Origin of the sequence: Mycobacterium sp. DL99, from assembly GCF_004762045.1 — a bacterium.
GTDB lineage: Bacteria > Actinomycetota > Actinomycetes > Mycobacteriales > Mycobacteriaceae > Mycobacterium.
Map to the genome: position 1 here is coordinate 1947644 of NZ_SJOM01000007.1, position 11797 is coordinate 1959440.

15 protein-coding genes are annotated in these 11797 nt (G+C 64.8%); 7 read left to right on the plus strand and 8 right to left on the minus strand.

What is annotated here, in order from left to right:
• The first annotated feature begins 67 nt into the window (after window positions 1–67).
• Window positions 68–715, plus strand: coding sequence for a sigma-70 family RNA polymerase sigma factor (locus EYZ64_RS09795; RefSeq protein WP_167857768.1), 648 nt, complete (start codon window positions 68–70; stop codon window positions 713–715).
• Window positions 712–1017, plus strand: a complete 306-nt coding sequence (rsrA, locus tag EYZ64_RS09800; RefSeq protein WP_135453266.1) for a mycothiol system anti-sigma-R factor — start codon at window positions 712–714, stop codon at window positions 1015–1017. Before EYZ64_RS09795 ends, rsrA begins: the two co-directional genes overlap by 4 nt.
• 82 nt (window positions 1018–1099) lie before the next feature.
• Here the strand turns inward: rsrA and EYZ64_RS32750 are convergent, their stop codons facing one another.
• Window positions 1100–1192 (minus strand): 50S ribosomal protein bL37, encoded by a 93-nt coding sequence (locus tag EYZ64_RS32750; RefSeq protein ID WP_003882799.1) that lies wholly within the window; start codon window positions 1190–1192, stop codon window positions 1100–1102.
• A 135-nt stretch (window positions 1193–1327) separates the two neighbouring features.
• Here EYZ64_RS32750 and EYZ64_RS09810 point away from each other — a divergent pair, with 135 nt between their 5' ends.
• The gene (locus tag EYZ64_RS09810) at window positions 1328–1543 is read left to right on the plus strand and encodes a biotin/lipoyl-binding carrier protein (RefSeq protein ID WP_135453267.1); all 216 of its coding nucleotides are present in this window, start codon (window positions 1328–1330) and stop codon (window positions 1541–1543) included.
• Between the two features lie 32 nt (window positions 1544–1575).
• The gene (locus EYZ64_RS09815) at window positions 1576–3075 is read left to right on the plus strand and encodes a sensor histidine kinase (protein WP_135453268.1); all 1500 of its coding nucleotides are present in this window, start codon (window positions 1576–1578) and stop codon (window positions 3073–3075) included.
• Window positions 3076–3262: 187 nt separating this feature from the next.
• On the opposite strand, the gene whiB1 is transcribed toward EYZ64_RS09815, so the two are convergent.
• From whiB1 to EYZ64_RS09830, 3 genes are all read right to left on the minus strand, one after another.
• Window positions 3263–3517 carry a transcriptional regulator WhiB1 gene (whiB1, locus tag EYZ64_RS09820; protein WP_003882795.1) on the minus strand — a complete coding sequence of 85 codons (255 nt, stop codon included), beginning with the start codon at window positions 3515–3517 and terminating at the stop codon, window positions 3263–3265.
• A 258-nt stretch (window positions 3518–3775) separates the two neighbouring features.
• On the minus strand, window positions 3776–4738 hold the full coding sequence (locus EYZ64_RS09825; RefSeq protein ID WP_135453269.1) for a diacylglycerol/lipid kinase family protein: 963 nt from the start codon (window positions 4736–4738) through the stop codon (window positions 3776–3778).
• Window positions 4739–4773: 35 nt separating this feature from the next.
• Entirely contained in the window at window positions 4774–5163 is a 390-nt protein-coding gene (locus EYZ64_RS09830) for a YchJ family protein (protein ID WP_135453270.1), read from the minus strand.
• A 62-nt stretch (window positions 5164–5225) separates the two neighbouring features.
• Here EYZ64_RS09830 and aroQ point away from each other — a divergent pair, with 62 nt between their 5' ends.
• On the plus strand, window positions 5226–5678 hold the full coding sequence (gene aroQ, locus EYZ64_RS09835) for a type II 3-dehydroquinate dehydratase (RefSeq protein ID WP_286174718.1): 453 nt from the start codon (window positions 5226–5228) through the stop codon (window positions 5676–5678).
• Window positions 5675–6052, plus strand: a complete 378-nt coding sequence (locus EYZ64_RS09840) for a hypothetical protein (protein WP_135453271.1) — start codon at window positions 5675–5677, stop codon at window positions 6050–6052. Before aroQ ends, EYZ64_RS09840 begins: the two co-directional genes overlap by 4 nt.
• Window positions 6053–6152: 100 nt before the next feature.
• Here EYZ64_RS09840 and EYZ64_RS09845 read toward each other — a convergent pair whose 3' ends face one another.
• The 4 genes from EYZ64_RS09845 to EYZ64_RS09860 are packed head-to-tail and all read right to left on the minus strand — an operon-like array spanning window position 6153 to window position 10749.
• Complete coding sequence (locus tag EYZ64_RS09845) at window positions 6153–7673, minus strand: aldehyde dehydrogenase family protein (RefSeq protein WP_135453272.1); 1521 nt, start codon at window positions 7671–7673, stop codon at window positions 6153–6155.
• Window positions 7674–7682: 9 nt separating this feature from the next.
• Window positions 7683–8987 carry an alanine racemase gene (locus EYZ64_RS09850; protein ID WP_135453273.1) on the minus strand — a complete coding sequence of 435 codons (1305 nt, stop codon included), beginning with the start codon at window positions 8985–8987 and terminating at the stop codon, window positions 7683–7685.
• 3 nt (window positions 8988–8990) lie between these two features.
• Entirely contained in the window at window positions 8991–9338 is a 348-nt protein-coding gene (locus EYZ64_RS09855) for a hypothetical protein (protein ID WP_135453274.1), read from the minus strand.
• A gap of 10 nt (window positions 9339–9348) precedes the next feature.
• Window positions 9349–10749 carry an APC family permease gene (locus EYZ64_RS09860; protein WP_167857769.1) on the minus strand — a complete coding sequence of 467 codons (1401 nt, stop codon included), beginning with the start codon at window positions 10747–10749 and terminating at the stop codon, window positions 9349–9351.
• Window positions 10750–11056: 307 nt separating this feature from the next.
• On the opposite strand from EYZ64_RS09860, the gene EYZ64_RS09865 reads away from it, so the two are divergent.
• Complete coding sequence (locus EYZ64_RS09865) at window positions 11057–11752, plus strand: FadR/GntR family transcriptional regulator (RefSeq protein WP_135453276.1); 696 nt, start codon at window positions 11057–11059, stop codon at window positions 11750–11752.
• Window positions 11753–11797: the final 45 nt, after the last annotated feature.

Below are 11797 nucleotides of genomic sequence, written 5' to 3' on the forward strand. Positions count from 1 at the left end.
GCCGGATACCTACTGGTATTCCGGACCTCTTGGTGGCGCCGTGACAGAAGGGAAGGTGTTTCCCACGATGACTGACGTCGAGCAGGCTGAGCCTGACACGCCGCAGCCGACTGCCGAAACTGATGCCGAGCTGACCGCCCGGTTCGAACGTGATGCCATCCCGCTGCTGGACCAGCTCTACGGCGGCGCTCTGCGGATGACCCGCAACCCCGCCGACGCCGAGGACCTGCTGCAGGAAACCATGGTCAAGGCCTACGCCGGCTTCCGGTCATTCCGCGAGGGGACCAACCTCAAGGCGTGGCTGTACCGCATTCTGACCAACACCTACATCAACAGCTACCGCAAGAAGCAGCGTCAACCCGCTGAGTACCCGACCGACGAGATCACCGACTGGCAGCTGGCCGCGAATGCCGAGCATTCTTCAACCGGGCTGCGATCAGCGGAGGTCGAGGCACTGGAGGCGCTGCCAGACACCGAGATCAAGGCAGCGCTGCAGGCGTTGCCCGAGGAATTCCGGATGGCGGTGTACTACGCCGACGTCGAGGGCTTCCCCTACAAGGAGATCGCCGAGATCATGGATACTCCCATCGGGACTGTGATGTCCCGACTGCACCGCGGCCGCAAGCAGCTGCGCGAACTGCTGGCGGATGTGGCCAGGGATCGCGGCTTCATCCGAGGTCAGCAGCTTGGTGAGCCGGAGGAGGTCTCGTCATGAGTGACAAGCGCGATGAGGACGAGCGCTGGACCCCGCCGGTCGGTCCCGTTGATCCCGAGCACCCGGACTGCGCCGCGGTGATCGCTGAGGTATGGACGCTGCTCGACGGTGAATGCACGGCCGAAAGCCGTGACAAGCTCAAGCACCACCTCGAGGAATGCCCGGCCTGCCTGCGTCACTACGGGGTCGAGGAGCGGGTCAAGCGGCTCATCGCGGCCAAGTGCAGCGGTGAGAAGGCCCCGGAGGGCCTGCGGGAGCGGCTGCGCATCCAGATCAGCCGGACCACGATCATCCAGGGCTGACGGGGCAGCCGGCTCCGAGTGGCCCGACGACAAACCGCCCGATCTCCGAAGGGAGTCGGGCGGTCACAGTCAGCCGAAGTGGCTAGCGCACTGACTTCGAACCGGCGTTGGGGCGCTTGCCGTGGTTCGCCTTCGAGTGCTTGCGGTCCCGCTTCTTGCGGCCACGCTTGGCCATGATGATCCTCCAGATGGTGTAAGAGCTTGCTCCCTAGTGTCTCATGACCCGGGGGCGGCGCTCACCACCCGGTGTTGTGGTTCGATATAGGCCGCAGAAGTAGTCGCGTAGCAGCCGGAGTGAAGTGGGGTGAAGATGGCCGAGGACGTTCGCGCCGAAATCGTGGCCAGTGTGCTGGAGGTCGTCGTTCACGAGGGCGATCAGATCGGTGCGGGGGACACCCTGGTGCTGCTCGAGTCGATGAAGATGGAGATCCCGGTCCTCGCCGAGGTCGCGGGCACCGTGACCAAGGTCAACGTGGCCGAGGGCGACGTGATCCAGGCCGGCGATCTCATCGCGGTGATCGAATAGACGCCGCAGAGCCCCGGTAAAGGTGCTGACTGATGTCCACCCTCGGTGACCTGCTCGCCGAGCACACCGTGCTGCCCGGCAGCGCGGTGGACCATCTGCATGCGGTGGTCGGGGAGTGGCAACTGTTGGCTGACCTGTCGTTCGCCGACTACCTGATGTGGGTGCGTCGCGACGACGGCGTACTGGTGTGCGTCGCGCAGGTGCGCCCGAACACCGCCCCGACGGTATTGCTCGCCGACTCGGTGGGCACGCTGGCGGCCGCCGCGGATCAGCACGTCATCACCACGGCCTTCGAGTCCGGGGCGATCGGGCGGGGAAACGGTGGTACGCAACGACATTCGGCAGACCTGCCCGGGCTGAACGTGGAAGCGGTGCCGGTGCGGCACCGCGATCACGTGGTCGCGGTGCTGACGCACCAGACCGCGCTCGCCGCCCGCCGGATGGCCAGCCCGCTGGAGGGCGCCTACCTGGACTGTGCCAGCGATCTGCTGCACATGCTGTCCGAGGGCACCTTCCCCAATGTCGGCGATCTGGCCATGTCGCGTTCCAGCCCGCGGGTGGGTGACGGGTTCATCCGGCTGGACGAGGTCGGCGACGTGGTGTTCGCCAGCCCCAACGCCATCTCGGCCTATCACCGCATGGGACTGGCCTCCGAAATCGACGGGCACAATCTGGTCACCGTGACCCGGCCGTTGATCTCCGACCCGTTCGAGGCCCAGGAACTGGCCAACCACGTGCGCGACTCGCTCGCGGGCGGCTCCAGCATGCGCATGGAGGTCGACGCCGGCGGTGCGGCGGTGCTGTTGCGGACGCTGCCGCTGGTCGTGCACGGCGCCGCGGTCGGCGCCGCCGTCCTGATCCGCGACGTCACCGAGGTCAAACGACGTGACCGTGCATTGCTGAGCAAGGACGCCACCATCCGGGAGATCCACCACCGGGTGAAGAACAATCTGCAGACCGTGGCCGCCCTGCTGCGGCTGCAGGCGCGCCGCACCAACAATCTGGAGGCCCGGGAGGCGCTGATCGAGTCGGTGCGGAGGGTGTCCTCGATCGCGCTGGTACACGACGCGTTATCGATGTCGGTCGACGAGGAGGTCAACCTCGACGAGGTGATCGACCGGATCCTGCCGATCATGAACGATGTCGCCTCGGTGGACACCCCGATCCGGATCAACCGCGAGGGCGCCCTCGGCGTGCTCGACGCCGATCGCGCGACGGCGCTGATCATGGTGATCACGGAATTGGTGCAGAACGCGATCGAGCACGCCTTCGACGCGAATACACCCCAGGGTTGCGTGACGATCCGGTCCGAGCGTTCGGCCCGCTGGCTCGATGTCGTGGTGCACGATGACGGGCGTGGGTTGCCCGACGGGTTCAGCCTGGAGAAGGCCGACCGGTTGGGTCTGCAGATCGTCCGGACGCTGGTCACCGCGGAGTTGGACGGGTCGCTGGGCATGCATGACGTCGCCTCGGGCGGAACCGATGTGGTGCTGCGGGTGCCGATCGGTCGTCGCAGTCGCGGGATCCAGTGAGGCCCGCCGTCAGGGTTCACAGGGCGTCCACAGTGGGACGTCAGTACCAATGAAGTAATTACGCAGTTGCGTCAAAAACGAAATGTGACGACTATTACGCAATTTGCCATCGATAATTGCCACAAAAATAAGCTATGGCCCCGACATTCGTCGGGGCCATAGCTTGCGTCGGGGTCTGGACTGAAGGTCAGACTCCGGTGCGGGCCTTGGTGCGGGCGTTGCGACGCTTGAGCGCACGACGCTCATCTTCGCTCATCCCGCCCCACACGCCGGCGTCCTGGCCGGAGTCCAAGGCCCAGGTGAGGCACTCAGTGGTTACGGGGCAACGGTTGCACACCAGCTTCGCGTCGGCGATCTGAGCAAGCGCCGGGCCACTGTTTCCCACGGGGAAGAACAGCTCCGGATCTTCGTCGCGACAGACGGCCTTGTGGCGCCAATCCATAAGATCAAACTCCTTGTTAGACATGTCATGCGTGCGCGGCGAAGCGCACTAGATTTTCTTCGGCTGTTAACGCGTGCACACGAATGTTTCTGCACTGTTGCATTGATGCTTTCACAGGCTGAACAGATGTCAATAGCATTGAGTTAACACGTGGGCAAAGTCACTGGGTGGGTCGGTGACCGGACCGCTCACTCCTGTGTACTACACTTCAGAACTAGCTGCGCCCTAATTCCACCTTAATCGGTGTGTTTGTGCAGGTCAATCACTTTTCTTTGTCGGTGCGACGACGCTCAGCGCCTCGGGAACCGACGTGAACGTCATGGTTTCGCGCTTGCCGATGTAATCTCCGTCAATCTGGCATGCGACAGGCGTGTTACTCGTCACGGTGACCGCTGACACATTGTCGTCACGGATCAGGTGCTTGGCTTCGAGGCGCGGATTGCGGGCCACCATCTGGCGGACCACCCGCAGATTCGCCCAGACGTTCATGCTCGTGATGGCGAACACGCCCAAGCCGGTATCGAACGTGGTTTCGGGGTTCGTCCACACGGGGCGGCTGTTCGCATACGTCCACGGACTGGAGTTCGACACGAAGGCGAAGTGCACTCCGTCGACGGGGTCGGTGCCCGGCAGCTGAAGCGTCAGGCTCGGGTGCTTGCGTGCGCTGGCCAGCATCTCGCGCACCGCCACCCGGATGTAGCGCGATGCGGTGACCTTGCGGCCCTTCTCGCGCTGGGCCTCGACGGCCGCCACTACGTCACCGTCCACCCCCATCCCCGCGGTGAACACGCCCCAGCGCTCGCCGCAGTCCATCAGGCCGATGCGGCGCCACGGACGCCCCATCCGATACCCGCCGAGCAGGTCGACGAGCTGATTGGTGGCCTCGATGGGGTCGGGGCTGATGCCGAGTGCCCTGGCAAAGACGTTGGCAGATCCTCCCGGGACGACCGCCACAGCGGGGGCCAGGGCGGGATCGGGGCGGGTGCCACAATCCCCGAGCACGCCGTTGACCACCTCGTTGACCGTGCCGTCGCCGCCGTGAACGATCAGCACGTCCACACCGTCACGGGTGGCGTCTCGGGCGATTTCGATGGCGTGACCACGGTGGTTGGTGTGTTCCACGGTCAGCGTCACCCGGCTTTCCAGCGCATGGGCGAGCAGGTCGCGACCCGCGGGGGTGGTCGAAGTGGCGTTCGGGTTGACGATCAGCACGGCACGCACGGGGCATGAGCCTAACCGGGCAAGGTGTCCCGCCGTTATTCGTAGAGCTCCCCGTCGAGGTAGCGCCACTCGCTCTTCACCCGTTCGAAACGACTGCGTTCATGAAGGATGTGCCGGCCGCCGCCGTGGACGTACTGGGCGCGGAATTCGACCACGCCGCTGTCGTCGGCCTCACCGCCCGCGTCGGTGTCGACGATCTGCAACCGGCGCCAGGTGATGGCCTCGTCGAGGGTCAGGTCGGCGGGGCGGGTGTCGGGATGCCAGGACGCCAGCAGGTAGCCGACGTCACCGACGGCGAAGGCGCTGAACCGCGATCGCATCAGTGCGACGGCCGTGGGGGCCCGGCGGGCGCCGGTGTGCAGCGGCCCGCAGCAGTCGGTGTAGCGGCGGCCGGTACCGCACGGACAGAGGTTGACGCTCGACACGCGGTCAGTGTGGCAGGCCGGCGTCTTGCCTGCCGGGACCCCTGCGCCGGTACCGTACGGAGGTGACCGAACGCCCTGTGAAGCCTTGTCTGTTGCTCGTCAACGGGCCGAATCTCAACATGCTCGGCACCCGGCAGCCCGAAATCTACGGATCCACCACCCTGGCTCAGATCGAGCAGCGGGTGGCAGAGGTGGCCGCCGGGTTCGGCTTCGAGGTACGCGCGGTGCAGAGCAATCATGAGGGCGTGCTGGTCGACGCCATCCAGGCGGCCCGCGTGGACTGCACGGGCATCGTGATCAATCCCGCGGCCTACAGCCACACCTCGGTGGCGATTCGCGACGCGCTGAGCGCCGCCGAACTGCCGGTGGTGGAGGTGCACCTGAGCAACATCCACACCCGGGAATCGTTCCGGCACCACTCGTATGTGTCGGCCGTCGCCGAGGTGGTGATCGCCGGCGCCGGACCGGCCGGATACGAGTACGCGGTGCGCTACCTGGCGGAGCGGCAGTCATGACCCAGCCGCCTGCCATCCGGTACGCAGGTTTTCTGACCGCCGCCGAAGGGGTGGTCCTGTTGGTCTGGGCGGTCGTGCTGCTGGTGCGGGCGGTGGCCGGCGCCGACCAGCACATCGTCAGCGGTTACGGCACCGCGATCTGGGGTGCGCTGATCGGTGGCGGCGTCCTGGCCGGTGGCTGGGCGCTGATCACCGGACGCCGTTGGGGCAGGGGCATCGCGGTGACGGCCAACCTGTTGTTGCTACCGGTGGCCTGGTACGTCGTGACCTCGCACCACATCGTGTACGGCCTACTGATCGGACTGCTCGGCCTGGTGACGTTGGGCCTGTTGTTCAGCCCGTCTGCGGTGGACTGGATCGCCGGACGCGGCTAACCGCTGCGCTCGGCGGACCAGGGTGCGGTGCGTGACGTGTCGCTGATCGAGGCTGCGAGTCGGGCCGGGGCTCCGGCCCGACTCGCAGCACCGGGAGCCGCTACAACGCAATGTTGACGGCTTTGATCTGGGTGTAGAGGTCGAGCGCCGATGCACCCAGCTCCCGGCCCCACCCTGATTGCTTGTATCCACCGAACGGCATCGCCGTGTCGAAGCCGTTGTACTGGTTGATCCACACCGAGCCGGCGTGCAGTTGCCGGGCCAGCCGATGCGCTCTGGAGATGTCACGCGTCCAGATGCCTGCGGCCAGCCCATAGATCGAGTCATTGGCGGCAGAGGCGATATCATCATCGGCTCGAAACGGCATGGCGGCCACTACCGGGCCGAAGATCTCCTCCGCCACTACGCTGAATTCGGGTTGTACGTCGACGAATACGGTCGGCTCGACAAAGTAGCCTTGGTCGCCCCACCGCTTTCCGCCGCACAGGGCGCGTGCCCCGTCTGCCAGTCCTGCGGTCAGATAGCCGGTGACCTTGTCGAACTGGCTCTGTGAGATCAGCGGCCCGAGCTGTGTGGCGGGGTCGAGGCCGTGGCCGATCGTGACGCGTGACGCGGCGTCGGCCACCGCGGCGGTGAACTCGTCGAATATGTGGTGCTCGACGAACAATCGAGTTCCGGCGACGCAGCATTGGCCGTGGTTGAACAGCCAGGCGTTGAGCGAACCGGTCACCGCGGCGTCGAGATCGGCGTCGGCGAACACGATATTGGGACTCTTCCCACCCAACTCAAGTGACACCTTCTTGAGGTTGCCACTGGCCGCCGCCAACACCCGTTTGCCGACCTCGGTGGAACCCGTGAACGCGATCTTGTCCACGCCGTCGTGTGCGGCCAGCGCGGCACCGGCGTCGCCGAACCCGGTCACCACGTTGACCACACCCGGGGGAAAGCCGGCCTCGACGAAGAGCTCGCCCAGCAGAAGAGCCGAAAGAGGGGTCTGTTCAGCCGGTTTGAGCACGACGGTGTTGCCGGCGGCCAGAGCGGGAGCAAGCTTCCACGCCGCCATCAGGATCGGGAAGTTCCAGGGCACGATGAGTCCACAGACGCCCACGGGCTCACGCAGGGTGTAGGCATGGAACTGGTCGCCGGGGACGAACGGCATGGAAACATCGACCGTCGTGCCCTCGATCTTGGTGCACCAGCCGGCGTAGTAGCGGAATACATCGGCGGCCCAGGCCACATCGACGGCCGTGGCGACTGCAGCCGATTTTCCGTTGTCGAGAGCCTCCAGCTGGCCGACCTCTTCGGCGCGCTCCGAGAGCAGATCACCGACACGCCACAGCAGGCGTTCGCGCTCGTTGGGTTTCAGTGTGGGCCAGACTCCGGTGTCGAAGGCACGTCGGGCAGATCGCACGGCTCGGTCGACATCGTGAGTGTCAGCCCGTGCGACATCGACGAGGCGTAGTCCGGTGCCGGGGTCTTCGGTCGAAAAGGTTTGGCCAGAACCGGAGTCGGTCCAATCGCCGCCGATGAGCAGTCGCTTTGGGCCGTGTAGGAAGCGGGCGACGGCTGGTAGGAGGGTATGGCCGGCAACGGTGACCGTATCGGTTGTCGTAGACGTCATGGTTTGTCCTCAGCCCTCCTCGCGGTAGCGCCGGCCCACCGCATCAAGTTGGTCGAGTGTGTGCTGCAGCGGTAGCACATTGAAGTTCTCGTCGAGCTGGTTGCACGCGGCGTCGAAGATCCCCTCGACGCGCGGCTCGCCGGTGGCGATACCGCTGACGGCTGCGGTGTACCCACGTTCGAGGAACGCTTGTGGATGGTGCACCACCAGCACGGTGTCACCGATCGCCGGCGCCGGCTCCCCGGACCCGAATACACCGTGGGCATCGACCATTTCGTTGTAGAGGTAAGGAATCCGGCACTGCCGTGCGGAGTCGAGATCGGTGCCGGCCGCGGCGGACATGGGCTCGGGGTCGTACAGATCGGAGACGAAGCTGAAGACGCCGCCGGCGGTGTAGACGTTGTCGCCCCAATAGTGGCTTACCTCGGTGACCACGACTTGCGCTGGCCGTTCGGCCATGTCCTGCTTGGCGTGGAAGCCCCCGGAGCCGGCTAGCGATACTCCCGGCTCGACCTCGGTGACGCCGTAGCTCGCGAGCACCGGAAACGTTCCGACGTTGGCGTTGCCACCGACGTTGAGATGGAGATCGCGCAGGCCGAGCTCTTTTTCCAGCAGCTCCTTGGCCCGCAGCATGGTGAAGAATGCCGCCGTGGGTTTCACCACTGACGGATCCCCGGTCTCGCCGTAGCTGATCGCGGAGAACTGGGTCAGCCCCGCGACCTCGACGTTCGGCAGTTCCAGCAGCGGACGGATTCCCGCAACACAGGTGTCCTCGGTCCAGCCGCCGACAAGCCCGCTGAACGCGCCGTCGTCGACACCGACAATCGCTGTTCCGGTCGATACCTGATTGGTTACCCGTACATACAGCCGCTGCGTGATCCCGAGGCGCGACGCGGCGGCGGAGACCCTTTGGGCGGCCTCGTAGGTGTAGACGGTGATGAACTCGGGACGCATCGACACCACCGCCGAAACCTGGGCCGCCGGGATGTTCTGGATGTGACCGACATTGCCTAGAGGGAACCCATAGCGGTGAATCCGGTGTGCCTGAAGCGTTTCCACAGCGCATGTCGACGGGATGCCGCACTCGAGCATCACCTTGGTCATAAAGGGGTTCAGGCCGTTCTGTTTGGTCATGGCATACACCCGCAGTCCGTTTTCCTCGGCGGCCGCGGCGGTACGGCGAGCATTCTGGGCGATCACGTCCAGGTCGATCATCTGCGTCGCAGATGGAATCGCACCTGCCTGGTGCAGTTCAACTGCTGTGCCGAGCATCGCGGGATTGAGTTCGAAGGCGCGATCGAGAAGTGTTTTCATATTTCAGCTTTCGGTGTAGTAGGCGGCCAGTTCCGGCAGTGACATGGCCGGGGGATTGTCGAGATCGAGTCCCGTGCACGTGCGCAGATGTTCTTTAAACCACCGGTCGAACGGTCGTGACGACGCGCTCATCCGGTGCAGTGCCACCGAGAAGTCGACCGATTCCAGGTAGGCGACCAAGACGTCGTCAGCTCCGGATCGGACGATGAACCAGGCCTCTTTGGTCACTTCGAGTTCGTGTTGTGATGCGGCATAGGCCTCAGCGCGAGGGCCGTCCAATTCGGCCAGGAATGCCTCGGTTGCGGGTGTCTGTCCGGCAAGGATCGGAAGATGTAGACAGGTGGGGGGCATGCGATTCCTTTCAGTTGGTAGAGCTGGACGTGGTGGTTCTTCTGCCGGCATCGGGTGCGGGGTTCAGATATCCGAAATCGGCATAGCTGGCCGGCCGGTTTTGGCGGAGGTAGTAGGCACCCAGCACCCCGATTGCGAAGGCCACCGGCAGCAGCACCCAGAGATGGTTCATCAGGTCCGACGTCGCACCTGTCAGCGCCGGGAAGTGCCATATCGACAGGCCGATGCCGGTCGCCAAGAGTGCGGCCGCGGCCGTGGGTGCGATGGTGGTCCGCCACAGTCCGCGATCGGGCCTGCCGGCGAAGAATCCGACCACTGCGCAGCTGGCAAGGCCCTGCAGACACAGCATCCCCAGAGCGCCGAGGCCGAGGAACCCCGCCGCGATGTCTTCGACGTCGAGCCGCGTGAGCGCCATGATGACAAGAACCGCTCCGGCGAACCCCAACTGAGTACGGCTCGCAATGTGTGGCGAACCGTGCCGCTGATGTACACGGGTCAGAACGTGCGGCAGTGCGCCATCGCGGGCCAGCGCGAACATGTAACGCGCTGTGGCGTTGTGGAACGCCAGAAGCGCGGCGAACAGGCTGGTGCATACCAGCAGGTGCATGATGTGGCCGGATATTCCGCCGACATACAGGCTGTTGGCCTTGAACACGAAATCAGAGTCCTGTTGCGCCGCTTGGACTGCGCCCTCGGCGCCGAATGCCGCGATCAGCGACCAGGTGGTGAGCACGTAGAAACCGGTAATGAGTGCCAAAGCGATGTAGGTGGCCCGCGGAATGGTGCGACGTGGTTCGCGTGCCTCCTCGCCGTAGATCGCCGTGGCTTCGAAACCCGTGAACGACGAGAACGCGTAGACGACACTCACCCCGATGGTCGCGGTGAATACCGAACTCGGCTCGAAGGATTGCAACGGGAATGCGGACGGTCCGTTTTTGACCAAGACCATCACGTCAAGCAGTCCGAGGATGACGAACTCGGCCGCCAGGAGAACACCGAGCACCTTCGCGCTGAACTCGATCCGGAAGTATGACAGCCCCACCAGCACCAGATAGGCGAGCAATGACCAGACCTGCCACGGCAGTTCGATGCCCATGTCGGCTGCAGCGGCGCTTTGGGTCGAGATGCCGACGAATGCGATCAGTGCGACGACGTAGGCGTTGTAACAGATCAGCGCGATCATGGCCGCTCCCATGCCGCAGGCACGGCCCAGCCCGCGGGTGATGTAGACATAAAACGCCCCGGCGCTGACCACATGGCGGCTCATGGCCACGTATCCCACGGCGAACAGGGCGAGGGTCACGCCTGCGATCACATAGATGCCCGGCGTGCCGATACCGTTGCCGTGTCCGATGGATGCGCCGGCCCCCACGAACATCGCACCGAGTGGGGATGCTGCCGCCACGACCATGAAAACGATTGCGCCCGTGCCGATCTGACCCGATCGTAGGCTTGGGGGAGGGTTGCTGTCCGAGGAAGCCATGTAGGCCAACTTTCTGAGGGTCGCATGGTGAAAGGAACTGCGGCCCAGGCGCTGTCGAGGTCGCGGTCCGAAGGAGTAGTCGCATCGGCGACTGACAGAAGCGTATAAGTCATCAGACAACCTGACAAGAGCGGAAGTGTGATCGCGTCGACTTTCGGGTACCCAGCGTGGTGTGGCTCTCACAAGGCCCACCGGTCACGGGCCGACACATCAGACAAGCTGATAGCGTTTCGCCATGCCAGAGCTTCGGAGGTCTTCACTCGTCGAGCAGGCGGCGGACCAGATTGCGGCACGTATCGCGGCAGGCGAATGGGAAATCGGAGCCAAACTTCCCCCGGAGTCGGCGCTGGCCGGTGAGCTCGGTGTGGGCAGATCCACTGTGCGCGAAGCCGTCAAAGAACTGCGTGGTCGAGGACTGGTGGAAGCCCGGCAGGGCTCCGGGGTCTTCGTCATTGCGCTCGAGCGATCCGAGGAGTGGGACGCAGTACTACGCCGGGCCGATATCGACGATGTCCTCGAAGTTCGGGAAGCCATCGAGGTGAAGGCCGCTGAGTTAGCGGCCAGCCGAAGGGATTCCAGGGATCTCGACCGGTTGAGGACGACGCTGAAGGATCGAGCGGGCGCCGAAAACGGTCGATCGGACGACAATCTGGTCGATGCGGACCTCGAGTTCCATCGCGCGGTCGTACGCGCGGCGCATAATCCGGTGCTTTCGGAGCTGTTCGAGTCCTTTGCGCCGCGGATCCGGGCGGCAATGCTCGACATGTTGCGTCTGTCGCCGGATGGTCGGCATCGCCATGACCAGGATGCCCACTCCCGGATCATGGAGGCAATCCGTCAGCGGGACCCGGTCAGGGCTGCGGCAGCGATGCTCGGGCAGTTGGAATCCGACCGCCGGGGTAACGAACAAGCCGCCATGGCGCCCGACTGATGCCGGCGTTGCCGCCGCCGCTCGGGTGGCGGCAACGCTGACTCT

What these genes read in the sequence shown, in the direction of transcription:
- EYZ64_RS32750 (WP_003882799.1), bottom strand. Translation starts at nt 1,192, where the DNA reads ATGGCCAAGCGTGGCCGCAAGAAGCGGGACCGCAAGCACTCGAAGGCG.
- EYZ64_RS09855 (WP_135453274.1), bottom strand. Translation starts at nt 9,338, where the DNA reads ATGCCCCCCACCTGTCTACATCTTCCGATCCTTGCCGGACAGACACCC.
- EYZ64_RS09810 (WP_135453267.1), top strand. Translation starts at nt 1,328, where the DNA reads ATGGCCGAGGACGTTCGCGCCGAAATCGTGGCCAGTGTGCTGGAGGTC.
- rsrA (WP_135453266.1), top strand. Translation starts at nt 712, where the DNA reads ATGAGTGACAAGCGCGATGAGGACGAGCGCTGGACCCCGCCGGTCGGT.
- EYZ64_RS09795 (WP_167857768.1), top strand. Translation starts at nt 68, where the DNA reads ATGACTGACGTCGAGCAGGCTGAGCCTGACACGCCGCAGCCGACTGCC.
- EYZ64_RS09840 (WP_135453271.1), top strand. Translation starts at nt 5,675, where the DNA reads ATGACCCAGCCGCCTGCCATCCGGTACGCAGGTTTTCTGACCGCCGCC.
- EYZ64_RS09850 (WP_135453273.1), bottom strand. Translation starts at nt 8,987, where the DNA reads ATGAAAACACTTCTCGATCGCGCCTTCGAACTCAATCCCGCGATGCTC.
- EYZ64_RS09865 (WP_135453276.1), top strand. Translation starts at nt 11,057, where the DNA reads ATGCCAGAGCTTCGGAGGTCTTCACTCGTCGAGCAGGCGGCGGACCAG.
- whiB1 (WP_003882795.1), bottom strand. Translation starts at nt 3,517, where the DNA reads ATGGATTGGCGCCACAAGGCCGTCTGTCGCGACGAAGATCCGGAGCTG.
- EYZ64_RS09845 (WP_135453272.1), bottom strand. Translation starts at nt 7,673, where the DNA reads ATGACGTCTACGACAACCGATACGGTCACCGTTGCCGGCCATACCCTC.
- EYZ64_RS09815 (WP_135453268.1), top strand. Translation starts at nt 1,576, where the DNA reads ATGTCCACCCTCGGTGACCTGCTCGCCGAGCACACCGTGCTGCCCGGC.
- EYZ64_RS09860 (WP_167857769.1), bottom strand. Translation starts at nt 10,749, where the DNA reads ATGGTCGTGGCGGCAGCATCCCCACTCGGTGCGATGTTCGTGGGGGCC.